The organism is Tautonia sp. JC769 (assembly GCF_040717455.1).
GTDB lineage: Bacteria > Planctomycetota > Planctomycetia > Isosphaerales > Isosphaeraceae > Tautonia.
In genome coordinates this window covers 87,073-111,484 of record NZ_JBFEFH010000004.1, presented here as the reverse complement: position 1 = coordinate 111,484, position 24,412 = coordinate 87,073, and the positions used below count along the sequence as shown (strand labels likewise).

Below are 24,412 nucleotides of genomic sequence, written 5' to 3'. Positions count from 1 at the left end.
GGAGTGTGGATCAACGACCGGGCTGCGTGCGCAATCGCCCCGTCCCACGCCATCGCAGGATCTTGGGACTCGGAACCCTGCCCATCTGGCACGCGATCGTCCCTATGTTGAGATTCGAGCAGATGAGGGTCAATGTCTCTCCGGTTCGTATCACCGCCCCTCCCGGGGTCCGCTCGCTCGCCTTGACGCGGCAAACCCGACGTCGAAACGCCACCCCAGGAGGATGTTGCACGTTTCTGCAAGAATCGTACCACAGCAGGTTCCGGCCAGGCCCTTCGTGCGATCACGGGTCCCCGGCCGCGCCGCCGGGTGCCGGAGCGTCCCAGTTCAGGCGATCGACGGCGTCGCAGGCCGATCGGAAATCCGCTGCCTCGACGAACGCGATGACCCCCCGGGCCTTCACCGTCTGGCCGGGCGGGCAATCGGGGAACTTCGGGTCGGAGTGGAGGCACGGGCAATCGGGGTTTGCCCAGGCCCGCTGGCAGTCATCCCAGGCCGTCACGAGCCAGCGGTCCGCCCGGTCTTGCGACCGACGCGCCGCGTAAGGGGCCTGCAACGCGTCCCAATCGGCCGACTGCTCGTCGAAGCCGGAGAGGCCCCGGAGCAGCACGCAGACCTGCGCGCGAAGGTCCCGGAGCGGGACCTCCCCGTGATTGGTGAGGCTCAACTCCATCACCACGCCTTGCCGGACCGGGACGATTTTCGCGTCCACGGTCACGCCATTGGGGAACCGACGCCGATTGCTCAGCGAGCGGTCGGATTGGCGGGCCCACGGCTGGGGTCCCAGCTCGATGCCGGCCTCGGTCCAAAGGGTCGGGATATGCGTGTGCGCCAGGAAGAGCAACTCATCCTCCCACCAGATCGCCTCCGGGAGGTCCACCACGACATACTCCCGCCCCCCCCACGGCGAGATGAGGGAGACCTTCGTGTCGGCCCTCGGGTCGATCGCTCCGTCGAGGAACCCGAGCCTCGGATGCCTGCCGCCCGGATACGGGAGAATCAACAGCCTGCCGTCGTCGGGGAGTTCGGGGCGCGTCTCTCGCGAGAGTTCGAAATGGTCCAGGGCGCGTCGCACGAATTCGGCCGGCCGCCCCGTCGCCGCGGCCATCTCCTCAACCGAGAAATCGTGATAAACGAGCATGCTTCGAAGCGATTGCTCCAGCGCCTCGTCGAACTCGCCCGGGGGCGCTTCGGACGCCCGCCCCGCCTGGGGATCGAGGGCCGGTCTCGGGGCGAGGATGATCAGGCTAGCAACAATCATGTGGAGCATCGCCGTTCCATATCCCGGGTTGAAGGGGTCGGGCCCACCGCCACACGCGCCGGATCAGTCCGACGTTGCCCGATCGGATTCAGGGAAAATCCAACGAACTCGAAAATAATGGCGCAAGCGTTCATTCTACCGTCTTGCGCCCCGATCCTCGCGTCGCAGGCAGTCGCCGGGGCAATCGATCGGGAAGCCGGACGCCCATCATACCGCCTTATGCGCCCGCTGGGCAGCCCGGGCCGGCGGTGCGACTTACTCCCGGCCGGGGAACGGGCCGTCGCGCCACGACCAGTCGGGCCACCGCGTGTTGGCCGATGACATCGTCGCGTCTCCGTTGATCGCCGATGCGGAGAGCAGGATCACGAGCATCCCGACGACTCCCAGGCCGATCCAGGCGCCCCACGGGAATCGCGCATCCCGGTCGTCCTGCCCGGCCTCGGCCGTCTCGACGGGTCCCGGCCGGGCGAACAGGGCGTAGCCCGCCATCAGCGCCAGGAGCACCCAGAAGACCGTGTGCATGTTGATCGTATCGGCCTGTGCCGCCTTGAAGAAGTACAGGGCATTCAGATTCTGGAAGAGCAACATCGTGGTCGACAACCAGAGCACCGGCAACGCCGGCCACCGCTGATTGGCCCGGAAGTGGAGGAACGACCAGACCGCGACCCCGACGAAGCCGAGGACGCAGACCCCATCCAGCAGCAACAGCACCGTTCGCGCAAGCTCGTCGGGCCGATCCCAGCCCTCGCTCGCGAGGGTCGCGGACCAGGCGGCCAGCTTCTCCGCCGGCACGATCCGAGCCAGTCGATGCCAGAGGGGGAGGAAGCCCAGGACCGTCAGGATCCCGTAAAAGGATGCCAGCCTGATGTTCGGTTCCTCGGGCGGGTCCGGGTACGATCGATTGACCATGCCGAAGGTGAAGAGGAACCCCCCGATCATCCCGCACGTCACTTCCATCACATTCCAGTGATTGATGCTGAATCCATGGACTCCCTGGAGGACATTGGCGAGGTTCCCCAGCAGCCTGCCCCCCGCCATGCCGAGGCCGAAGCCGAGGTACCCGAGCAGCGCGCCGCGCAGGCCGACGAGCTTCCTGTTCATCGCCAGCCAGGCCAACTGGCCGACCGCGGCCCCCATGAACACGATGGAGATGTTGTTCCGGGGGGGATTGATCTGGAATCCGAGCCAGTTCACGATCACCAGCGAGACGAGCCAGGCCCCGACGAAAATGCTCCCCAGCAGCCCCAGCCAGTCGCCGGTCCGCATCGCCCGGCGTTCCAGCATCAGGCCGATCAAGGCCCCGCCGAACGTCCCCCAGGCGGAGCCTTGCAGGAACAGGGTCAGGAATCCGTAGCCGTAATTGGCGAACGTATCGGCCTGCGCGTATCCGTGCAGCAGCCCGTAGCTCATCGTCCCGCCCGAGCCGATCCCCATGGCCGAGAGCGCCGCCAGGATGGGCATCCATCGGTACAACGACCGCTGCCCGCCGACCCAGGCGAAGCCCAGCCCCAGCGCCGCCCCCGGATACATCGCGCCGATGGAGTGCCCGAAATCGCCCCGGATCCCCCAGGCCAGGCCGACCGCCAGGGCGACGAACAGGCTCCGACCGATCCGATCCAGAAGGCTCATCGGGGTTGCGTCCTCAGGTGTCGATCGCTCGATCATCGAGCCGTTGCTCCGTCCGGGTTCCGATTCAGAAGGGTCAGGGTCGCGGCGATCGCGACCGGGCCCATCGGCCCGGCCCCGATCTTGCACGAGGGACCAGCGTGCGGGTTGGTCGGGAAGATTGCGAATGATTTCCGTAAAATCGGTACACTCGAGACGTGCCCCGCTGCATTCGATCGTGAGTGACCCGCCCGGCGCCGCATCGTACACCAAGGACCTCGACTCATGGGATTCGCACCGTCCATCGTGCTCAGGGCCGCCCTGCTCCTCGGCGGCGTTCATCCCGCGCCCGCGATCGAGCCGACCGAGTTCCAGGATTGGTTCCTCTCCTCCTTCGACGGGACGTTGCAGCTCGACGAGGAACTGGTCGAGCGAATTCAAGGGTTCCGATACGTCTTCGTCATGGGCCTGATGAACGAGCGATCGCCCGGCTATCTCGAGCAGAATGTCCGGGAGCTCCGGGGCCTGGGGGTCCCCTCCCGTCGGATTCACCGCATCGCCCCCAGCTCCGACGCGAGGATCCGGGAGAACCTGGATGAGATTCGGGCCGCCTTCCGGGCGATCGCCGACCAGGGGCCGGAACCGATCGTGATCATCGGCCACAGCCGAGGGGCGTGCGACGCCCTGGCCTTCGCCCTGCACGAGGCCGCCTTCGTCAGCGAGCGGGTCGTCGCCCTGTTCCTGATCCAGGGCCCCTTCGGCGGGAGCGGCGCCGCCGATTACCTGCTCGGGAGCGGCATCCCGATGGACCGGCAGATCCCCCCCCCGACCCGCGCCCTGGCCACCTTGATGCGCAACGCCGCGGCCAAGCGGCTGGAAAACGGCAAGCACGAGGGGATCGTCGACCTGACCACGGACGCTTCGGAACGCTTCTGGGGGCGGCTACTCGCCGCCCGGCGCTCCGCCATCCCGATCGTCGGGCCCCGCACGTTCTACATCGAGGCCACCGTCCCGCCCTCCCGGCAGCCCCCGTTCCGTCGCCCGGTGGCCCGCTACCTGGAGACCTATTACGGGCCGAACGACGGCCTGGTGGCCGTCGGCGACCAGTACTTGCCCGAGCTGGGCACCCGGCTCGGCATCCTGGACGTCAGTCACATGGACCTGACGCACCGCTTCCCCGCCGCCCGTCCCCAGCGACGGCTCCGAGGGGCGCTCGTGCAGGCCATTGCCGTCGCCGTCGGACGCATCGATGAACAGGCCGAACGCGACGCCGGCCGTCCCTCCGACCGCGATCAGGCGCGGTCGCCGAGGTAGCGACGGATCAGATCCGGCAGCTCCGCCGTGAATTTGCTGCGGGGCAAGACCGGATCGCAGCCGACGTCTCGGGCCGCCGCCAGTGCCCGCACATCGACGTGCGACCCGAAGGCGATGAACCGCGCCTCCGGGGCCAGTTTCCGGTACGCCAGGAGCACCTCTGGTTGTGCGAAGTGGGGATGGGCCAGGTCCACGAAGACGACGCCCGGCCGCCACTGCTCCAGCATCGATTGCGCGAGCGGGTCGGTCCCGGCCAGCAGGACGCGGTAGCCGAGTTCCCGGGCCGTCCCCGTGATCTTGCTCGTGAAAATCAGGTCCTGGCAGAGCAGGACGGCATCAGGCCCGTCCGGGGCATTCGGGTCGCGATCGCTCATGGGTGTCCGTCTCGTTTGAAAGGCATTCCGGAGGGACCGCGACGACTCGCGGGGGTTCGAGCCTCGGAGCATTGGCGGCATCGGGGCCTAGATCGCCTCGGGGCCGCACTCTCCCGTGCGAATCCGGATGCAGTCGTCCAGCGGCAGGATGAAGATCTTCCCATCGCCGATCGCGCCATCCTTGCCGGTCCGGGCGGCGTCGATGATGGCGTTGATGGTCGGCTCGACGAAGTCCTCATTCACGGCGATCTGAAGCTCGATCTTGCGCAGCAGATTCACGGTGAATTCGTGGCCCCGGTAGACCTCGGTGAAGCCGCGCTGCCGCCCGAATCCCTGGACATCCATGACGGTCAGGCGGTGGACCTCGACCTTCGAGAGCGCGAGCTTCACCGCCTCGAGCTTGGTCGGTTGAATTATCGCGATGATCAGTTTCATGGACGCCCTCATCCTCAGGAGACTCAAATCGCTGCCGGGCGGGCCGGGCGGAGGGTTCGCGTCGCGGGCGATCAATCGGGGTCGCTCGCCGGTGTCGCGGTGATTGAGCCGTTACTGTACCGAAATTCGGCCGATCAACGAAGCCGAAGGGCCGGGATCGCGAGGGATCCCGGCCCTTCGGCCGTCGGTCGTGTTTCCGCGGCCAGGGCCTCGGATTCGATCCGGGCCGGCCGTCTCGGCCCCGCTCAGCTTGAGGGCGGGGCGCTGAACGGCGAATCGGCCGGCGGCAGCGGGATGTCGAACGGATCGGCCCCGCCCGGAGGGGCGGCGGGCGGGCTGTCCGGAGGGCTCGTCGATCGGCCCGACGACGAGGAACCGTCCGACGGCGGCGTCTGGGCCGGAGTCGGAGTCGGCGTCGGCGACGAGGGGACCACGCTCGGCCCCTCGCCGGGCGGGGCGCTGATGACCGATCCCGGCGCCAACTGGCCCGGGGCCATCACGGTCGTCGGGCCGGTGACGATCGGCTCGATGTGGCCACCACCCTCGAACGGATAGGCCGACTGATACGGGTAGCCGCAATTCGGTCCGGTGCAAGGGGCCGGGAAGTCGTCGCAGGTATCGCAGTGGGCGCACCCGACTGCGAAAGCCGCCAGCGAGGCGGCCAGGACGAGCTGGCGGGGCCGCGGCATCATGTGGATTTCCTTTCCTCGATCGGCCAGGGTCGGGGCTGGCCATCCGGTGAGACCCTGTTCGGGACGTCGGCCGGGCCGGGATCGATGCTCCGGGTCCCGAGACGCCCGGGACCCGTCACCCGACCGCCCGAACCGCGTCCCCCATTGGGTTCGGAGTCGCTCATACGAGGGGCCGCCGCGCAGGTCCTTCCGGTCCGGCGACTCTCCCATTGACCGTTCAAATCGGCAGGAGCGACGACCAGGGATGAACCGAAATCGCCCGATCGAGGAAGGTTGACGATCCCCCCCTTCCGATCCGACCGACCAGGCAAGATCCGGGAGGAGTCGGGGATGCACCCCGAATCCGGCTCGTCCGGGACGATCCGCCTGGGCCCGGTTCTCCGATTCGCCCCCCCGATCGAGCCGCGAGGGTCGGCAGGCTGGATTCGAAATTCGATCGCGCGAGGATGCCCGGTGGGTCTTGGCCGGTTCAGAGGACCGCGAGCTGACCGCGGGTCACGCCGTAGTGGTTGGTCGCCTTCAAGGCCTTCCAGAGCACCCGAGCGTCCCGGCTGCCGTCGATCGCCTCCTGGTAGAGCCTCAGTATCTGTCCCACCGACTCGGGGCTGTCGTCGAGGAACTCGACCCGCAAGGACCGGAGCCCCTTGCGAATCAGGCCCGGGAGGAATTCGGCGGCCGTCTGCGGGACCGCGTTGAACAGCGTGTTGCGACAGCCGATGTCGGCCGTCAGCGGGTGCTCCTTCCCCACGCGATCCCGCAAAGCCACCTCGTGATGGTCGCAGGGCCGGCCGCAATTGGTCTTGTCCGTGCCCGGCGACAGGACCGCGCAGAAGACGCAGTGCTCCATGTGGAACATGGGGATGTGCTGATGGACGACGACCTCCAGCCAGTGCGGGGGCGACGCGCGGAGCAGGTCGAACAACTGGTCGGCGCTCAGGTCGTACGAGGCGGTCACCCGGGCCGCCCCCCTGGCCTTCAGCCAGTCGACGGCCAGGTCGTTCGCGGCGTTGAGGGAGAAGTCGGCGACGAACGGGATCGACTGGTGCGAGCAGAAGGCGATCCCGCCGGCATTGCGCACGAGCAGGCCGTCGGCCCCCTGCTTCGCCAGGTATCGGAAGAGGTTCGCCTCGCCCGGCTTCTCGATCCGGGTGGTGGCGATCCAGACCTCCGCGGCCCCCGGCCCCCGGCGGGCGAGGCCGACGGCCTCGCCATAGCGCTTGATGTCGTGGAAATCGAGGTAGATGGCCGAGACCCCGGACGACCGGGCCGCCTCCACCTGCTCGATCGTCCGGCAAAGTGCCAGCAGGCTCGGCTGCTCAGGGATGGAATCGTGCTCCGAGGTGGCGAACGAGCGGAGCGACTCCCTGAGCGTCGGCAGGGCCGAGGACTCGGCGATCGCCCGTTCCGGGGCCGCGGCCGCGGCCCCATCGAGTTGATCCACGAGCGCCCGCCTCAGCTCGTTCAGGAGGCTGAGCGGGACCATCGGCGCCCCCTCGATCGTCACCTCCAGGGATCGAAGCTGATACAGGGTTCCCCCGAGACGGTCGACCTGGTTCCGGATGGACGCCTCGTCGGCCGCCCGAGTGATCGCCGGTTCGAGCGGGGCGGGCGACTCCACCCGGGCATGGTAGCCGGTGATCGCGGTCCCCTCGATCACGAGGGGCCGGCCGGCGACCGCCCGCACCCGGAGGTCGAGATCGACCCGACGCCGGGGGGCCCCTTCGAAGGTCTTCCGCAACTGCTTCGACAGCTCCGGATCGTCCGTCTTCCAGAGCCGCTGGCCGGCCACCACGCGATCGAGATTCAGGTCGTGGCGACCGAACCCGAGCAAGGCCGGGCCGGTGATGACCCCCTCCGGCCTCTCATCGGGCGAGCCCCCCCGACGCCCCTTGCCCGGCCGAGCGACCTCGTAGACCCGCCCCCCCTGCTCCGGCATCCCGGACGCCGAATCGGCGTCGAGGACCACCCCGTCGCCCGGCTTGACCGGCGAGGCCAGCTCGACCCGGAGCCGATTGCCCAGGACCTCGACGACCCGGCCCAGGAACACGCCCCGCTTCTTGGCGTAGTCTCCCCGGACCAGTCGCTTGTGATTGTTCCCGTCGAGGAAGCCGTGGCCCAACCCTCGGGAGAAGGTCATCTCCATCGCGTACCGGTCGCCAGCCTGAATCGGATCGGGCAGCCCGGCAACAGCGGCGTCGATCGCCTTGCGATAGTTGCTCGTGATGGTGGCGACGTACTCCGGCCCCTTCAAGCGGCCCTCGATCTTGACGCTCGCCACGCCCAGCGCCATCAAGTCCGGGATCAGGTCGAAGGCCGCCAGGTCCTGCGGGCTGAGCAGGTAGGAGATGTCGCCCAGGTCGACCCGCTCGCCGTCCCGGATGACCTCGTATTCCATGCGGCAGGCCTGCGCGCACTCCCCCCGATTGGCCGACCGGCCGCCGAGCGCCTCGCTCGTCAGGCACTGGCCGGAATAGGCCACGCAGAGCGCCCCGTGGACGAAGACCTCGACCGGCAGTTTGGCCTGCTCGGTCACCTTCGCGATCTCGCGGAGCGACAGCTCGCGGGCCAAAATGACGCGAGAGCACCCCAGCTCCTCGGCCATGCGGACCCCGGCGGCGCTGGTGATCGACATCTGGGTCGAGGCGTGGATCTCCAGGTCGGGCGTGATGCTCCGGATCAATCGGGCCAGGCCGAGATCCTGGACGATCACCGCGTCGACCCCCGCCGCCGTCACCCGTCGGACGATCTCCTCGACGCGCTCCAGCTCGGCGGGGAAGACGAGCGTATTGAGGGTGACGTACCCCCTGACCCCCCGGCGATGCAGCAGGGCCATCGTCTCCGGCAGCTCGTCGAGGTCGAAATTGGTGGCCCTGGCCCGGGCGTTGTGCCCCCTGAGCCCGAAATAGACGGCATCGGCGCCGTTCTCGACGGCCGCGATCAGGCAGGAGCGATCCCCCGCCGGTGCGAGCAGCTCGGGACGGAGCCGGACGGAGACACCAGGAGATTCGACCGCGGATTCGATGGTGGACACAGCAGGGCGACGGGGGGCTGATGGCTTGGGAGACACTCTGGCCGCAAGACTCTATCATTCGTGATCGACCGAGGATTCGGCAAGTCGGAACCAGGGCGGCCCGCCCGGCATCGCCCCGGGAGTGTTTGACAATCGCTCAGCAAACTGTCACATTTGAGGTCAGTTGCCAAGCCCGGATGACGTGAACACTCGGTTCGTCTCGGAGGCCGTGCATGAACGGGGTCCTCTCCCGATTTCCGATGGCAGTGCCGGGCCTCCTCCTGCTTGGAATCTTCCTGCACGCCCCGACCTCGATGGCGAGGGCCCGGCAGGAATCGACTGCGGCGGACGTACTCCCTCCCCCCGCCGACCGCCCGATCGACTTCGAGGCCGAGATCCGGCCGATCCTCGACGCCCGATGCGTCTCCTGCCACGGCCCCGAGGCTCAGAAGTCGGGCCTCCGGCTCGACTCGCGCGAGGCCCTCCTGCTGGGCGGCGACCTCGGCCCCTCGGTCGAGCCGGGCAACAGCGCCGAGAGCCTCCTCATTCACAAGGTGACCGGATTCGAGGGGGAATCGGTGATGCCGCCTCGCGGCGAGCCGCTTTCGTACCTGGAGGTCGGAATCCTCCGCGCCTGGGTCGATCAAGGGGCGTCGGGAGAGCCGTCGGCCTCCCCTTCCCCGACGGCCCGTCGGAGCAGCGACCACTGGGCCTTCCAGCCGATCAATCGACCCGAGGCCCCGTCGGTGTCGGACGAGTCCTGGGCCCGGAATCCGATCGACGCCTTCGTGCTCGACCGGCTCGACCTCGAGGGAATCGCCCCCTCCCCCGAGGCCGACCGGGCGACCTTGATCCGCCGCCTCTCCCTCGACCTGCTGGGAATCCCGCCGACCCCGGGCGAGGTCGATGCGTTCGTCGCCGACCCGTCGCCCGACGCGGTCGAGGCCCTGGTCGACCGGCTCCTGGCCAGCCCCCACTACGGCGAGCGCTGGGGCCGCCACTGGCTCGACCTTGCACGATACGCCGACAGCGACGGCTACGAGAAGGACAACCCCCGGCCCGATGCCTTCCGCTTCCGGGACTGGGTGATCGACGCCCTCAATGCCGACCTGCCCTTCGATCGGTTCACCATCGAGCAACTCGCCGGCGACCTCCTGCCCGATGCCTCGCCGGGGCACCGGACCGCCGCGGGCTTCCATCGGAACACCCTGACCAACACCGAGGGCGGCGTCGACCAGGAAGAATTCCGGGTCGCCGCCGTGGTCGACCGGGTGAACACGACCGGCACCGTCTGGCTCGGCCTCACCGTCGGCTGTGCCCAGTGCCACACGCACAAGTACGACCCGATCACCCAGCGCGAGTATTACCAGCTCTTTGCCTTCTTCAACACGAGCGACGAGGAAAACCTCCCGCTCGATCCCACCTCCCCCCACGAATCGGCCGAGGCCGACGCGAAACAGGCAAAGGACCCAGGCCCCCACATCCGGACCTTCCGCGAACCGCCCGCCGAGTCGCGCCGATCGACGTACATCCTCATCCGGGGGGACTTCCTCCGGCCCGGCGAGGTCGTCCGGCCCGCCACCTTCGAGGTCCTGCCCCCGATCGGATCCGAGGACGACGCCCTCGATCGCCTCGACCTGGCCCGCTGGCTCGTCTCCCCCGAGCACCCCCTGACCGCCCGGGTCGCGGCCAACCGCGTCTGGTCCCACCTGTTCGGGCGAGGGCTGGTGCCGACGATGGACGACTTCGGCACCCAGGGGGAGCCGCCGAGTCACCCGGACTTGCTCGACTGGCTCGCCTCGGAATTCCAGCGGCTCGGTTGGAGCCAGAAGGCCTTGATCCGCACGATCGTCCTGTCGGCCACCTATCGGCAGGCGTCTGCCTCCCGGCCCGAGCTGGACGAGCTCGACCCCGAGAACGTCTGGCTCGCCCGCCAGAACCGGGTTCGCCTGGAGGCCGAGGTCATCCGAGACGCCTCGCTCGCCGCCGCCGGGCTGCTGAGCACGAAGGTCGGCGGGCCGAGCGTCTTCCCCCCCCAGCCCCCCGGGATCTCCGACCTGACCTACGCCCGAAGCGCCCGATGGCAGGAGAGCGCCGGGCCCGATCGCTACCGGAGAGGGCTCTACACCTTCTTCCGGCGGACCAGCCCGTACCCGATGCTCACGACCTTCGACGCCCCCGACGCGAACGTCTGCGCCGTGGGCCGAGAGACGTCGAACACGCCGTTGCAGGCCCTCACGCTCCTCAACGACGCCGTCTTCGTGGAGTGCGCCCGGTCGCTGGCCCTGCGAGTCGCCCGAGAGGACGAGCCGGAGCCGATCGCGAGGGCCTTCCGCCTGGCCCTGGGCCGTTCGCCTTCGCCGGACGAACGGGAGATCCTCGAGACGCTCCACCGCGGGTTCCTCTCGGCGTTTCGGGACGACCCGGAGGGGGTCTCGCTGCTGGTCGGGTCTGTGCCGGTCCCCGAGGATCTGCCTCGCGAGCGGGTCGCCGCGCTCGCGGCGACGGCCCGGGTCCTGCTCAATCTCGACGAATTCATGACCAGGGAATGACGGATCGGACCGGCCCTCCCCCCGGCCCGCCTCGCCCGGAGGGCCGATCTGATCTCGTCCGGAGCGAGCGATGCATCCGATCCTCGACGCCATCCACCGATCCCGACGCGACTTCCTGACCGGCTCGGCCAGCGGGATCGGCCTGGCCGCCCTGGCCTCGATGCTCGGCGACCAGGGGTTGCTCGCCGCCCCCCCGCCCGTCGGGAACGCCCCTGCCGGCCGGCGAGACGACCCGCTCTCCCCCCGCCCGCCGCACTTCGAGCCTCGGGCGAAGGCGTGCATCTGCATCTATCTGGAGGGCGGCCCGAGCCAGATGGATCTGTTCGATCCCAAGCCCGAGTTGAACGCGCTCGACGGCCAGCCCCTGCCCGAGTCGTTCACCGAGAACGTCCGCTTCGCCTTCATCCAGAAGGAATCGGCCACGGTCATGGGGTCGCCCCGGGTCTTCCGCCGCCGCGGAGAGTGCGGCATGGAACTGTCGGACCTCCTGCCCCACCTCGGGCAATGTGCCGACGACCTGGCCCTCATCCGATCGATGCACACCGACCAGTTCAACCACCACCCCGGCCAGTTGATGATGAACACCGGCTCGCCGATGTTCGGCCGTCCGAGCGTCGGCTCGTGGCTGACCTACGGATTGGGCAGCGAGTCGCGGGACCTGCCGGGCTATGTCGTGCTGACCACCGGACGGGGGACCAGCGGCGGGACCTCGAACTGGTCGAGCGGCTTCCTGCCGTCGAGCTACTCCGGGGTCCTCTTCCGGGACCAGGGGGACCCGGTCCTCCACCTGGGCAATCCCCCGGGCCTCTCCCAGGAGCTTCAGCGTGAGTCGATCGAGGCCATCTCCGCGCTCAACGCCAGGCGGTTCGATGCGGTCCGGGACCAAGAGATCAATAGCCGGATCGCCTCGTATGAGCTGGCTTTCCGGATGCAGTCCTCCGCTCCCGAACTGATCGACCTCTCCGGAGAGACGGACGAGACCCTCGAACTGTACGGCGTCGGACGCGAGGACCCCGAAGGCGGCGGCCGGGGCGGCGGGGCCGGCGTCTACAACCAGTTCGCCACCAACTGCCTGCTGGCCCGCCGGCTGGTCGAGCGCGGGGTCCGGTTCGTGAACATCTATCACGCCTCGTGGGACCACCACAGCAATCTCGACGCCGAGCTGTCGTTCAACTGCGGCATGGCCGATCGGCCGGTCGCGGCCCTGATCGCCGACCTGAAGCGGCGCGGACTCCTCGACTCGACCCTCGTCCTCTGGTGTTCCGAATTCGGCCGGACCCCTCTCGGCGAAAATCGTCCGGGGTTCGCCAAGGTCACCGGCAGGGATCACCACCCGTTCGCCTTCTCCCAGTTCCTGGCCGGCGGGGGGATCAAGGGGGGGCAGGTCATCGGCAAGACCGACCCGATCGGCTGGAACGTCGTCGAGGACCCGGTCCACGTCCACGACTACCACGCGACCATCCTCAAGCTGTTCGGCTTCGATCACACCCAGCTCACCTACCGCTACCAGGGGCGCGACTTCCGCCTGACCGACGTCGCCGGGCAGGTCGTCGACCGCCTGATCTCCTGAGCCGTCGTACCCCGAGAATCCCCGGGACCGGGGAGTCCACTCCGTCAGACTCCCTGGACCTGGGAAAGCACAATCGCCCCATGCCAGGGGTGAAGATCAACGGCGGACCGGCTGATGCCGACTCACGCCTCCCAGGGCGAGGCTCAGCTTGGCCAGCGCCTGGGCCTCGAGCTGGCGGACCCGCTCCCGGGTCAACCCGAGCGACTCGCCGACCTCGCGGAGGGTCATCGGCAGGTAAGGATCGAGTCCGAACCGCATCCGCAGGACCGTGCGTTCGCGGTCGTCGAGCTGCTCGATCCCGTTCAGGGTGCGCTCCAGGTCGTCGGCCTCGATCAGGAGATCTTCCGGGGCCCGGGTGCGCTCGTCGGTCAAGACGCTCTCGATCGCGAAGCCGTCGTCCCCCGCGGCCTCGGGCTGCGGGGTCAGGCTGTTGGCGTGAAGGGCCTTCTTGACGATGTTCAATTTCTTGGTCGAGAGTTTGAGCTCCATGCCGACCTCGTCCGGGGTCGGGGGGCGTCCCATCCGGTCGCCCAGGTCCATCGAGGCCCGCCGCCACTTGGCCAGCAGGTTGACCATGTAGGCCGGCAATCGGATCGGCTTGCCGTTGTTCATCACGGCGCGCCGGATCGATTGCTTGATCCAGTAGCTGGCATAGGTGCTGAACCGCGTATCCATCGAGCAGTCGAACCCCTCGACCGCCCGGAGCAGGCCCAGGTTCCCCTCCTCGATCAGGTCTTCGAGGCTCAGGCCCTTGCCCAGGTATCCCCGGGCGATGTTCACGACCAGCCGGAGGTTGGCCTTGACCATGTGCTCCCGGGCTTCCCGATCCCCCTCGGCGATCCGGATCGCGAGCATCCGTTCCTGATCGGCGTTCAGCAACGCGGTCTCATTGATGTCTTGCAAATAGATTTGAAGCGGGGTCCGGGAAATCACATCCCGGCGCGCGGAGCGGGTCGACATGGTGAAGTCCTTGAGCTGTGGCGATCGTTCGGAGACCCGGTCCCTGTGCTGGACGACGTCGTGCAGCATGTCCGTCTCACGCTCTCATCAGGACCATAGGTCATGACTCCGGCCGGTCAATTCGGAAATCCGGATTGTTTGGATGAATTTTTCGAGTGGGAGGTCGATTGCCCGCGCGAGACTCGTCCGCTCCACGTACCCCGGACGGTCACGGGCGGGGCACGCACGGTCCGCTTGGAGGGGCCCGGCGGATGGGATACACTCGGTCTGCTGCGGCTCCGGGGCGACGGCGCCCCGGCCGACCTCGGTGACGAAGGATGACGCCCAATGATCTGGCCGACGCGGACCCTGGCATTGATCTTCCTGGTCCCGAGCCTGCTGTCGCTCGCCGTGCTGCTGCCGGGCTCTCGGGTGCTCTGGCTGGCGCTCTTCGGCCTCGACGCGGCCGTGCTCCTGGTCGCCCTGATCGACCTGGTCAGCCTGCTGCCCTCCTTGCGGATGCGGGCCGATCGCCGGTGTGGTCTTTCGGCATCAATCGGCGAGGCGCACCCGGTCGAGTTGACCTTGATCAACGAGGCGAACCGCCCGAGGCTCGTCCGGGTCCGGGACGACGTGCCCGAGTCGTTCGAGGCGAACCCCGCCGAGTTCCTCGTCACGCTCCCGGCCCGGGGGATGGCGACCCTCGAGTGCCGCATGACCCCCCGCCGGCGCGGGTCGTTCGCCCTGCGACGGGTCTACGCCCTGGAGTTCAGCCGTTGGCGGCTCTGGCAGCGCTCTCGACGGATCGCCGCGGAGACGGGGGTCCGGGTCTATCCCGACGTCCGCCAGATCGACCGCTATACCCTGCTGGCCCGGCGGAACCGGCTCAGCGTGATGGGCCTGCGGCGGTCGCGGCGGGCCGGGACCGACAACGAGTTCGAGCGGCTTCGCGATTACGCCGACGGCGACGAGCCGAGGCGGATCGACTGGCGGGCGACGGCCCGCCGTCGCAAGGTGACCGTCCGCGATTATCAGGTGAACCAGAGCCAGCGCGTCATCTTCCTGATCGACAGCGGCCGGATGATGGCCGGCGACACCGGCGGGGGCCTCTCGCCGCTCGATCACGCGTTCAATGCCATGCTGATGCTCGCCCACATCGCCCTGATCCGGGGCGATCAGGTGGGGTTGATGGTCTACGCCGATCGGGTCCGGGCCTACGTGCCCCCCTCGGGGGGGCCGAAGCGGATCGAGCGGCTGGTCCACGCGGTCCACAACCTGTTCCCGGTACTCGTCGAGTCGCGTCACGACCGGGCCTTCGTCGACCTGGAGCGCCGCTGCCGGAAGCGGTCGCTGGTGGTGCTCGTCACCAACGTCTTCGACGAGGTCGGCGGCCGGCAGGTGCTCGACCATCTCGGCAACATTGTGGGGCGGCACCTGCCGCTCGGCGTCTTCCTCCGCGACGCCGACCTGTTCACCCTGGCCGATGCCGGGCTCGACCCGATCGACGACCCGGGGGCCTCGGTCGAGCAGCGCCTCTATGCTCCCGCGGCGGCGGCGGCGATGCTCAACTGGCGAGAACGGGTCATCGCCGCCATCCGGCAGCGGGGAGCGTTGGCCCTCGACGTGCTCCCCGACGACCTGACCGCGCCGTTGATCAATACGTATCTGGACGTGAAGGCCCGGCACCTGCTCTGAGGTTGGGCCCGGGCCGGATCACGCCCCCCCTTCGTCACTTCCGGCCGAACTTGCCGGTCGCCCGCCCGTAGACGCCGACCCGGAGGAACCCCTGGCCGTCCCCCGGACGCTCCTGGGGGACCTCTCCGGCATCGGTGACGGCCTCCAGCTCGATCTCCGGCCCGATCCGGGCGACCTCCTCCGGGTCGATCGCGCCGGCGTCCCAGACCAAGGCGTTGGCCACGGCGCAGGAGATCGCGTGGCGGAGCATCGCCTCGGGGTCGTCCCCGGCCAGCCAGCGATCGACCAGGCCGGCCAGCAGGCAGTCTCCCGATCCGATCGGGTTCACCACGTCGATCTCGGGGGGATAGGCCCGGAAGAACTGCCCCTCGACCTGGATGAAGGCCGCGTCCGGCCCGTCGGTCACGACGGCGATCCGGACGCCGTGGCCGGCCCAGGTGCCGAGCGTCGCGAAGATCTCCTCATCGGAGACGGCGTCTCGCTTCAGGTGCTGGCCCAGCTCCCGGCGGTTGAGCTGGATGACGTCGGGCCAGAAGCCCCAGATCGTCTCGAGGGGCGGGCCGTAGGTGTCGAGGAAGACGGGGAGGCGTCGCATCCGGGCCATCGAGATCAGGTCGAGATAGAGCCCGTGCGTCCCCTCCGAGGGGCTGGAGCCGGAGAGCGTCAGCGCCTCGACCCCGCCGGCGGCGATGGCCTGGTCGACGGCCCGGAGCAGGTCGTCGGCCTCCTCGGTCGCGATCTCGGGATCGGGGTCGAAGAAGGCGGTCTGGTCGGACGAGTCCTCGGTCCGGACCGTCAGGATCGTCCGGGTCGGGGCCTTCGACGGGACGACCAGGGGGTCGAAGCCTTCCGCGTCCCGGAGCAGGGCGGCGCAGCGGTCGCCGACCGGGCCCCCCAGGAAGGTCACGGGCCTGGCGTCCCGGCCGAGCCGCTTGAGGGCGCGGGCGACGTTGTTCCCCTTGCCCCCGACGACCTCGGAGACGGCCGAGCCTCGGACCGCATCGCCGGGCCTCCAGGGGGGGACGGTCAGGGTCTTGTCCAGGCAGGGATTCAGGGTAACGCAGAGGATCATCTTCGACCTGGATGACGGCGGGGATCGGGGGCGGTCGGGGCGACAACCGGCCCGACGCGAAAGGGGGGGATCGAACGGCCTCTCGCCGGGTGCCATCGGCGGAGCGCGATCAGGAGGCGATCCGGTCGGCCGGGGCGGTGCGAGACCGGCGGAGGGCCCAGGCAGATCGGTTCGAGGGTTTGTGTACCGTGTATTTTCCCCGGATCTCGGTCAAGAGCAACGGCTTGGCCCGGAAAAAGGATCGGGCCCGGTCCGGACGGGTCGGTTGTTTGCCCGAGCCGCGGTGGCATATCCTGGGGGCGTCGCCCATGTTGTGATCGGATCCGAGGGGGATGCCCCCCCTCCCCTGCCTCGATTTCCGACCGGAGCCCTGCCCGATGTCGATGACCGGCCGATCGCTGGCTCGCTTCCTGCCGTACGCCCTGGCCTTCTTCGCCAGCCTCTGCATCATGACGCTGGAGCTGGTGGCCGCCAGGCTGGTGGCCCGGCACGTGGGGGCGTCGCTCCACGTCTGGACGAGCGTCATCGGCGTCGTCCTGGGCGGCATCTGCCTCGGGAACTTCCTGGGGGGACGCCTGGCCGACCGCACCGAGGCCCGGCGGATCGTCGGGCCTCTGTTCGCCCTGGGAGCGGCGTTGACGCTGAGCACCCTGTGGATGAACACCGTCGTCGGCCGGACACCCGGGCTGGAGGCGATGCCCTGGAGCCTCCGGACGCTGGTCGTGGTGTCGCTCAACTTCCTCGTGCCCGCCACGGTGCTCGGACTGATCGGGCCGGTGGTGGCCAAGGTGGCGGTCGATCAGGCCGCCCGGACCGGCAGCGCGATCGGCGACGTCTACTTCTGGGGGGCCGTCGGCTCGATCGCCGGGACCTTCCTGGCCGGGTTCGTCCTGATCTACGAGTTCCCGACCTCGGTGATCGTCACCGTGGTGGCCGCGGCCTTGCTCGTGCCGGCTGCGGGGATGCTGGGGGGCCGATTTGCCGGACTGCTCGCGCTGCTGGCCGCGGGGTGCCTCGGGGCCGGGTCGATCGGGGTGATCGACCGCTCGTTGCCCACCCTGGACGCGGTCGCGAGGACCATCGCCCCCAACCCGCTGGTCCTTGCCGGGCACGCCCTGGCGGTGTTGGCGGGGATCCTGGGGCTGGCCCGCGTGCTGGGGGCGAGGCGGCCGATCCCCGCGATGGCCCCGACCGACGCGACGACGACCGACGACCTGGGCGCGAGCGACCGGCCGACCCGCCTGGCCGACCTCGCGGCCCTGGCGTTCCTGATCAGCCTGGCGTTCATGAGCCTGGAGATGGTCGCCGGCCGGATGACGACCCGGCACCTCGGTTCGAGCATCTACGGCTGGACGAGCATCATCGGCGTGATGCTGGGCGGCCTGAGCCTCGGGAACCTGATCGGCGGCAAGGTGGCCGACGTCGTCTCGAACGAGAAGCAGGCGAGCTGGCTGTTCCTGGTCGCCTCGGCAATGGTCCTGCTGATCCTCTTCCTGGAGACGCCGCCGGCGTTCCTCGGGCCGGAGCTGGCCGGGTCGTCGTTGCTGACGTACGTCTCGTCGATGGACGGCGTGCCGTGGGCGTTGCGGGTCTTGTCGGTGGTCGCGGTCATGTTCTTCCTCCCCTCGATCACGATGGGGACGGTCAGCCCGGTCGTCACGAAGCTGGCCATCGACCGCCTGCGGCGATCGAACCGGACGGGCACGGCGATCGGGTCGGTCTACGCCTGGGGCATGGTCGGCTCGATTCTGGGTACGTTTCTGGCCGGTTTTGTGCTGATCGACCTGCTCGGCACGAAGGGGGTCTTGCTGGCGATCTCGACGACGATGGCGCTGGTCGCCACCCTGCTGGGGGGCATCGGCCATGCGACCTGGGCCGGGGTGCCGCTCGGCCTGACGTTCATCGCCCTGGCGCCGTTGCCGATGCTGCAGCGACAGGGGGTCGCCTGGGGGATCCGGAACGTCTCGGGCGACCCGGAGGCCGAGAACGGAATCGCCTACCTCGATGAGAGCAATTACTACTACATCAAGGTCGAGAGCGCGGTGGTCCCCCTGCCGGGCGAATCCGAGGGGGATGGCGACGGATCGGGGCAGGCCCCTTCGGCGATCCGGCGGACCCTGGTGCTCGACAACCTGATCCACGGGTACTTCGTCCTCGGGCACCCGGAACAGATCGAGTATGACTACGAGTACATCTACGCCCAGGTCGCCCGGCGGGTCGCCGAGGCGAAGGCCGAGCGGCTGGGGTTGGACGACCCCTCCCAGGTGCCGCTGCGGGCCCTGTTCCTCGGGGGAGGGTCGTACACCTTCCCGAGGTACCTCCAGCACCGCTACCCGAACGCCGAGTGCGACGTGGCCGAGATCGACCCGGCCGTGACGAGGGCGAACCACGCGGCCCTGGGGTTGCCCGAGGACACGACGATCAACACCCACTGGGGAGACGCCCGGCAGTTCGTCGAGCGGTCTCAGGGGGCTGAACCCTATGACCTGATCTTCGGCGACGCCTTCAACGACTTCTCGGTCCCCTGGCACCTGACGACCCGGGAGTTCAACGACCGCCTGGCCGGGCTGCTCGACCCCCACGGCGCCTACATGATCAACATCATCGACGTGTACCGGGCCGACCAGGTCGCCGGCGAGCGGGCCCTGGAGAAGGCCCAGATCGACGCGGTCGCCGCCGTCTTCCTGGAGGCCGGCAACGTCCCCGACTCGGCCGAAGCCCTGTCCCGGGGCATCCGGACCGCCTGGCGGGGAGAGCCCCTGGGGAGCCGCTTCGGCCTGATCGGCGAGACGGTGCACGAGGCGGTCGAAGGGGTCGAATCGCGGCGGGAGCGTGACATCGAGGCGGCACTCCGAGGGCCGATCTCCGCGCTCGAGGCCCCCTTCCGAGGCGACCTGGACCAGCTGGCGGAGGTCGCCCGGGACGCCCTGGCCCGCGCCCAGGCCCAGCGCGATCAGAACGCCGCGGCCGATGCCCTGACCGCCGAACTCGACCGGAAGAAGGCGGCGGCGACGGCCGAACTCCTCCGAGAGGCCGGGGTCACTCGCCAGGCCGAGGAGGTGGCCGGGGCGATCGTCGAGGTCTGGTTCGGCGGGACCCGGACGATCGTCAACCTGCTGGAAGCCATCAATCCCGACACCGACATCGACCGACTGGCCCAGCAGATCGACTCGGCCCTGATGGCGGTCGAGACGGACCTGAAGGAAAGCCCGGCCCTGCTGGCCCATCGGATCACGATCCCGGCCGACGAGCAACTGCAGATGACCTCGGCGCAGCGGGCCGAGGCCCGGTCGGCGGCGGCGATCTCGCGGAAGCTCCGGGAGCTTGGGGTCCGCCGAGGGTCGGAGGACTATGCGAGGGCCGTCGCCGGGTCGCTGGCCGAGCGGGCGATCCGGGGGGAACTCGACGCGCTGGCCCGGCAGGTGGCCGAGGCCGCGCGGTCCGTCGGGAGCGATCCGGCCCAGATCGCCCGGATCGCCGCCCGGGGGGTGTCGGAGGCGAGGAACCTGGGGGCCTTCCTGGGGGCCTGGACCGAGACGGCCAAGCTGACGTTCCCCGAGATCGAGGTCTTCGGCACCGACACGCCCGGGAACGGCTTCCGGGAGACGTTCGTGGTCGTGGCCTCGGAGTCGCCGATCGACCTGAGCGAGCTGGGCCGCCGTCGGAACGACCCTCGGTTCGAGCAATCGGGCGAGCCGTTCCAGCCGGAGCCGTACGGGTTCGAGCACCGGGACGCCCTCCGGATCCGTTCGCGGGGCATCGTCCTGACCGACGACTACGCCCCGGTCGACAACCTGCTCGCCCCCGTGGCCGCGACCCGGGGGACGGATTAACCGATCGCCCGAGGTCGAACCAGGGAACACTCAGGATCGTAAAGGGCTCGGTAACGACTCGTCGCGACGCAAGACGCCTCCTCCACTCCCGAAAGGTGGGACACCATGTCCAATGACGCCGCCAAGGCCCCCGAACTGACGCCTGATGAGTCGGGATCCGCCGCGACGACCCGGCAACTCCAGTCGACCCAGCGGGTCAGGGTGCTCCTGATGGCGCTGGCCGTCTTCGCGGGAGGGTTTGTCCTCTATCGGGAGATGGCGGGCACGAACGCCGGAGGAGGCGGCGGGGCCGGCTCGACCCGGTACGCCTGGGAGGTCGTCAACCCCGACGGTGCCCCGGTCGACCTGTCCGATTACAAGGGGCGGCCGGTGCTGCTAAACGTCTGGGCGACCTGGTGCCCCCCGTGCATGATGGAGATGCCGTCGCTCATCGCCCTTTCGAAGCGGCCGGAGCTTGCGGACGCCGATGTGGCCGTGGTGCTCGTGTCGGTGGATGACTCCCTCGACCCGGTCCAGCGGTTCCTCCAGCGCACCGATGTCGGCGAGGCCGAGGTGCTCGTGGCCGCGTCGAACCCCCCGAAGGAGTTCTTCACGAGCGGCATCCCCGCCACCTTCCTGATCGACCCCGACGGCCGGATCGTCCGCCAGGAAGTCGGCGCGATGGACTGGGACACCCCCGAGATCGCCGCCGAGCTGACGGCCCTCGGGGCCGCTCGATGACCCGATCGGACGTCGATCACGCCCCGATTGGGTTCGTTTGGCGCCGGGTTTGACCCCACCGAGAATGGCCCCATCGAGCTCTGGTCGGGCTTGCGAAGGGGCACCGGAGAGGCGGGGCTGGTCTTCGCAGGCTCGACGCAAACCTCCGCGGAATGGTTCCTGGTGCGCCCGGGGTGCGCCTGTCGGTGCGCTTCCTGAGCGAGCGCGATAGCCTTTTGCCGCAAAGGGATTGCGTCGATCCCAATGGGTTCGTTTCGGCGACGCGTGTTCCTCGATTGGGTTCGTTTCGCAAAGGGCCATTCGGGGACGTCGAGACTCACCGATCCGGGGTTCATTCGCCGAGTCTCCGGTTGGCGGGCAAGCATGGGTTGCTCGAGGTTGGAGCTGAGGGAACAGGCGGTCGGGGCGATCGGCTGCCGTGGGAATTGGGTTTGTTTGGCGCAGCCGATTGGGTTTGTTTGGTCGACCGGACGATCGGTGGTCCCGAGTCCCGGCGAGGCGAGTTCCAGGGCCTTACGGCAGTGATCCCGTCCGCTTTCGGAGCATGGGCAAGCGCGCTCAGTTGCCCTGAAGGGGCCCTGCTGAATCGGGCAGGAGGACAGGAAACGTGCGTGTGTGGTCGCATGGCTGTTTGTGGAGGTGGCGTATCGAAGGTTCATCGATGGTTTGGTCTGATCAGGTCGCCGAAGATCGGGAAGGCGGGGGTCCGCTGGGCACGACGAGAGGCCGGGAGGCGGCCGCGAGTCCTGCCGAGGGCGATACGCATGGCGAGACCGGATGACTGTATCATCGTGGGGAATCGGGGCCGCAGTCACACAATCCTGGCGGCGAGGGGAAATCTCCGGCGAGTCTGGCCACGGATGGGCACGGATCGAACCGGGGAATGGGGGGAAAGGGCCCGGCGAGGGGCGATCCTCGCCGGGAGGGTTGGGAGGTCGTGAGGGCGACGATGCACGGGATGGCCCGAGGATCAATGGCGACTGGCCGGGCCTGATGGAGTCGAATCGCTTCAGAAACCGGCAACGCCGGGGAAGGGAAGGCCCTGGAAGATGGGCTCTTCCTGGAGGATGCGGTCGAGGGCGTCGGGAGAGGAGATGATGAGGAGCCCGTCCCTGACGGTGTAGGCGAGGCCGATCTGTCGGAGGCCCAGCCAGAGGGTGACGCGGAGGGGGATGTCGTCCAGGTCGATGAGGACCGGGCTTTGAAGGGACTCTTGAGCCTCCTGGAGCCCGACCTGGTCGACGTAGATCGGGATGCCATTCTTGAACTGATCGTCGGCGGTCGCCTCGCGGATGGAGTCCAGGAAGTCGGAGAGCGGGGTCTCGACGTCGAACTGCATGCTGATCGAGAGGTCGAGCTTGTCCTTGATCGCCTTCGATGCCGGGTCTTGACCGGGGCCGCCCCAGCCACCGCCGTCGCGGGAGGAGCCTTCGGAGGGACCGTTTGAGGAGTCCTCGGGGGGGGCGGTCGGTACTCCCTCGCCAGGGGGTTCGGTGATTGGAGTCGGGAGCCCCCTGTAGTTGTCCAGCATGTGTTTCTCGCGTTGCACGAGGATCGAGACTCCCGGAGCTTCGGTCTCTGTCTCGGCGACCATGGTCGACAGGTCCTCCATCAGGTCGGCGTGCCGCTCGTAAAATTCATCGAGGAGGTCCATCTGTTCTCGGGGGTCGTCGCTGCGGGCGATGGCCGCATCGTAGAACGCGCGGGCGGTTTCGAGCACGGATTCGGGAGGGACCCGGCCCTCTCGGTGGAGGGCGAGGGTCGCGTCGTAGGCTCCCTTGGCAGTCTGGAATCGACGGCGGCGATGCTGGTCGAGGGCCGCGAGGGCCTCATCCCGGCTCCTGCCGTCATCACCCGGTGCGGGTGGAATGAACGATGGATCGAACGATGACGGGTCCCGCGTCGTGATGCTTGCGACCTGGGGGCCGGGATCGCCCTCGTTAGTGATTGCGGCCACGACGCCCCAACCACCAACCAGGGTGGTGCCGGTCAGGGTCAGGGCGACGGCGGAGGTGGCGAGCCTGGAAAGGGTCATGGTGCGCAGGGCTCCGTGGACGAGGAGGGAGACGCCGGCCGGGACCGTCCCGGCGAGGAGGGCGCCGCCGGAAGCGAAGGCGACGGCGGCCTTGACGGTGGAGTGGAGCACGGGGGGGGAGACGATCGCGAAGGCCGACTCGGTGGCGAACCAGGAGGCGAGGCCGGCGGCGGGGGCGGTGATGCCGCGTCGGGAGAGGCCGGCGCGGAGGGTCTCCCGGGCGCGGTGCAGGCGTCCCTTGACCGTGCCGACCGGCCACCGGAGGCGGCGGGCGGCCTCGTCGATCGTGTGGCCCTGGACCCAGCAGAGGACGATCGGGTCGCGGTACTTGCCGGGCAGGCGCTCCAGCTCCTCCCAGAGGACCGCGCCGAGGTCGAAGGTGATGGGGTCGATCGGGGCGAGCGACGCGGGCCGCCGGGCGGCGGCGACGGACTCGCGACGCAGGCGGCGGGCCGAGGCGACGCGGGCCTTCGAGGCGATCCGGTAGGCGACCCCCACGAGCCAGGGGCCGATCGGCCGCGATCGCCGGAGCGAGCCGGCGCGTCGGGCGAAGACGAGGAAGGTGGCCTGGAAGGCGTCGTCGGCGGCATGGGCGTCGCGCAGGACGTGGCGACAGACGGCCATGACCGCCTTGCCGTGCGATCGGACGAGGGCCTCGAAGGCGGCGTCGTCTCCCGAGGAGACGAAGCGGTCGAGCAACTCCGCCTCGGTCAGGCCCGCGACCGTGCCGGGGCCGTTGAACAGTCGATCGATCTGGACGAGTACGGATCCGCTCCGGATTCGAGGCATCGGGATCGGCCCCCCCTCCCCTTGGAATTCAAGCTCCAAGGATACTGCCCGGAGGGGAGGGTAAGGTTACAGATTTTTCTCGGCGAGGAGGACGCGAAGCCGGGCGTATTGTCCCGTCCGAGTTCGCCGGGTGTCTCACGATTCTCGCAGCGAGACGAGGAACACGGCTGACACTCGGCCTGAGCAAGGGCCTGGCATCCTCTTCGACCTCTTGCGGCTTCGCCGCCCGGACAACGTGCCGTTGTCCGGGGCACCCGGCATCACCTTCGCCCGGGGCACCCGGCATCACCTTCGCCCTCGAGCGGACTCGCCGCCCGGACAACGGCACGTTGTCCAGGGCACCCGGCGAAGCGAGCCCAGGTGTCGGGGGCTGACTCGACCGGGGCACGCGACCCCCGCCTCCAAGTCTTGATCGGTGGGTTCACGGTTTTTCGGCGGGTGCCCCGGGTTCCATGGAGCGGACCCCGGGCGGAGCCAAATGGGCTTGCAGCCCCCCCGGCCCGGGGTCCGCTGCGC

15 protein-coding genes are annotated in these 24,412 nt (G+C 69.1%); 6 read left to right on the top strand and 9 right to left on the bottom strand.

Going from position 1 to position 24,412, the window contains the following annotated elements; translation table 11 throughout:
• Window positions 1-283 precede the first annotated feature (283 nt).
• Window positions 284-1,261, bottom strand: coding sequence for a hypothetical protein (locus tag AB1L88_RS05920; RefSeq protein ID WP_367095713.1), 978 nt, complete (start codon window positions 1,259-1,261; stop codon window positions 284-286).
• 255 nt (window positions 1,262-1,516) lie between these two features.
• Entirely contained in the window at window positions 1,517-2,890 is a 1,374-nt protein-coding gene (locus AB1L88_RS05915) for a hypothetical protein (protein ID WP_367095712.1), read from the bottom strand.
• A 261-nt stretch (window positions 2,891-3,151) separates the two neighbouring features.
• Between AB1L88_RS05915 and AB1L88_RS05910 the strand changes: the two genes are divergently transcribed.
• Complete coding sequence (locus tag AB1L88_RS05910; protein WP_367095711.1) at window positions 3,152-4,180, top strand: alpha/beta fold hydrolase; 1,029 nt, start codon at window positions 3,152-3,154, stop codon at window positions 4,178-4,180.
• Here AB1L88_RS05910 and AB1L88_RS05905 read toward each other — a convergent pair.
• From AB1L88_RS05905 to AB1L88_RS05890, 4 genes are all read right to left on the bottom strand, one after another.
• The gene (locus tag AB1L88_RS05905; RefSeq protein ID WP_367095710.1) at window positions 4,159-4,554 is read right to left on the bottom strand and encodes a response regulator; all 396 of its coding nucleotides are present in this window, start codon (window positions 4,552-4,554) and stop codon (window positions 4,159-4,161) included. The genes AB1L88_RS05910 and AB1L88_RS05905 overlap by 22 nt on opposite strands.
• An 87-nt stretch (window positions 4,555-4,641) precedes the next feature.
• The gene (locus AB1L88_RS05900) at window positions 4,642-4,989 is read right to left on the bottom strand and encodes a P-II family nitrogen regulator (RefSeq protein ID WP_367095709.1); all 348 of its coding nucleotides are present in this window, start codon (window positions 4,987-4,989) and stop codon (window positions 4,642-4,644) included.
• A gap of 245 nt (window positions 4,990-5,234) precedes the next feature.
• Window positions 5,235-5,681: a hypothetical protein gene (locus tag AB1L88_RS05895; protein WP_367095708.1), complete on the bottom strand. Its 447-nt coding sequence runs from the start codon at window positions 5,679-5,681 to the stop codon at window positions 5,235-5,237.
• A 469-nt stretch (window positions 5,682-6,150) separates the two neighbouring features.
• Window positions 6,151-8,712: a DUF3656 domain-containing protein gene (locus AB1L88_RS05890; protein ID WP_367095707.1), complete on the bottom strand. Its 2,562-nt coding sequence runs from the start codon at window positions 8,710-8,712 to the stop codon at window positions 6,151-6,153.
• 212 nt (window positions 8,713-8,924) lie between these two features.
• On the opposite strand from AB1L88_RS05890, the gene AB1L88_RS05885 reads away from it, so the two are divergent.
• Entirely contained in the window at window positions 8,925-11,243 is a 2,319-nt protein-coding gene (locus AB1L88_RS05885; protein WP_367095706.1) for a PSD1 and planctomycete cytochrome C domain-containing protein, read from the top strand.
• 70 nt (window positions 11,244-11,313) lie between these two features.
• The gene (locus tag AB1L88_RS05880; protein WP_367095705.1) at window positions 11,314-12,813 is read left to right on the top strand and encodes a DUF1501 domain-containing protein; all 1,500 of its coding nucleotides are present in this window, start codon (window positions 11,314-11,316) and stop codon (window positions 12,811-12,813) included.
• Between the two features lie 96 nt (window positions 12,814-12,909).
• Here AB1L88_RS05880 and AB1L88_RS05875 read toward each other — a convergent pair whose 3' ends face one another.
• Window positions 12,910-13,773: an RNA polymerase sigma factor RpoD/SigA gene (locus tag AB1L88_RS05875; RefSeq protein ID WP_367095878.1), complete on the bottom strand. Its 864-nt coding sequence runs from the start codon at window positions 13,771-13,773 to the stop codon at window positions 12,910-12,912.
• A gap of 327 nt (window positions 13,774-14,100) precedes the next feature.
• On the opposite strand from AB1L88_RS05875, the gene AB1L88_RS05870 reads away from it, so the two are divergent.
• Entirely contained in the window at window positions 14,101-15,447 is a 1,347-nt protein-coding gene (locus AB1L88_RS05870; RefSeq protein ID WP_367095704.1) for a DUF58 domain-containing protein, read from the top strand.
• Window positions 15,448-15,481: 34 nt separating this feature from the next.
• On the opposite strand, the gene AB1L88_RS05865 is transcribed toward AB1L88_RS05870, so the two are convergent.
• Window positions 15,482-16,519 carry a PfkB family carbohydrate kinase gene (locus tag AB1L88_RS05865; RefSeq protein WP_367095703.1) on the bottom strand — a complete coding sequence of 346 codons (1,038 nt, stop codon included), beginning with the start codon at window positions 16,517-16,519 and terminating at the stop codon, window positions 15,482-15,484.
• Window positions 16,520-16,896: 377 nt separating this feature from the next.
• Between AB1L88_RS05865 and AB1L88_RS05860 the strand changes: the two genes are divergently transcribed.
• On the top strand, window positions 16,897-20,352 hold the full coding sequence (locus AB1L88_RS05860) for a fused MFS/spermidine synthase (RefSeq protein WP_367095702.1): 3,456 nt from the start codon (window positions 16,897-16,899) through the stop codon (window positions 20,350-20,352).
• A gap of 105 nt (window positions 20,353-20,457) precedes the next feature.
• Complete coding sequence (locus AB1L88_RS05855) at window positions 20,458-21,072, top strand: TlpA disulfide reductase family protein (RefSeq protein WP_367095701.1); 615 nt, start codon at window positions 20,458-20,460, stop codon at window positions 21,070-21,072.
• A 1,009-nt stretch (window positions 21,073-22,081) separates the two neighbouring features.
• On the opposite strand, the gene AB1L88_RS05850 is transcribed toward AB1L88_RS05855, so the two are convergent.
• Window positions 22,082-23,896 carry an RNA polymerase sigma factor gene (locus AB1L88_RS05850; protein ID WP_367095700.1) on the bottom strand — a complete coding sequence of 605 codons (1,815 nt, stop codon included), beginning with the start codon at window positions 23,894-23,896 and terminating at the stop codon, window positions 22,082-22,084.
• Between the last annotated feature and the right edge of the window lie 516 nt (window positions 23,897-24,412).